The sequence below is a fragment of the Bradyrhizobium sp. CCBAU 11357 genome, from assembly GCF_028128865.1.
Classification (GTDB): Bacteria; Pseudomonadota; Alphaproteobacteria; order Rhizobiales; family Xanthobacteraceae; genus Bradyrhizobium.
Map to the genome: position 1 here is coordinate 1 of NZ_LBJW01000034.1, position 734 is coordinate 734.

The 734-nt window shown below is 54.5% G+C and carries 1 protein-coding gene; it reads right to left on the reverse strand.

What is annotated here, in order from left to right; translation table 11 throughout:
- The coding region (locus tag XI05_RS08945; RefSeq protein ID WP_271500707.1) for a hypothetical protein at positions 1–311 on the reverse strand (311 nt) is incomplete at its 3' end.
- Between the last annotated feature and the right edge of the window lie 423 nt (positions 312–734).

Consider the following 734-nt stretch of genomic DNA (forward strand, 5'->3'; position numbering starts at 1 on the left):
CCGCCGTATATCAGGTAAGCTCCCTGGTTCGTCCCCACCGAGAAATTGCTATTGGATATCGTCGTATTCGCAGCACTGGTCGCCACCTGATATCCGCCGTGAAGCGCGAAGTCGTATCCATCCAGCGTGACATTGTCACCCGTGATGCTGATAGTCCTACTCGCATTATCGACCGAAACGCCGGCCATCGAGATGGTTGCCGGATCCTTTAATGGCGTAGAATTCGGTCCAACCGCATAGTCAACTCCCGCGACCTGCCAAGTGGGACGTACTGCATACCCGTCAAGCAGGTTGGGATGCTGTGCTGCCATTCTCGTACTCTCCTTATCTTATCCAATTGCGATCCATTTGCTGACATGACGCTCTTCGGGTTGCCCGAACGGAATGGCGTCACCAACAAGCGGGCGCAGCTAGAACGACCAGCGCGGGCTTTTTTGAGGCCACATGGCGGCTCACTCCGGGTGTTTCTCTAGCGAGCCTGCCAAACTTTCTCGTCCGAGCGCAGCTCAGACAATTAGTTTTCCTCAGTTATTTAATTTGGACCATTCAGAGGATAGCAATTTTCTCGATCTAATCTTTCAGGTGCGACTGAGCCCCGTCGATATACCGGGAACGCAAGCGACCGGTGCCAGCAGTGCGAGGACGGCGTCGCATGGCCCAATCAGCGTAGCGGTGGCTGCTGCTCTCTTTGTCGCACCACCGGTAAGAGCTTGTTCTTGGAGTTGATGATCTTG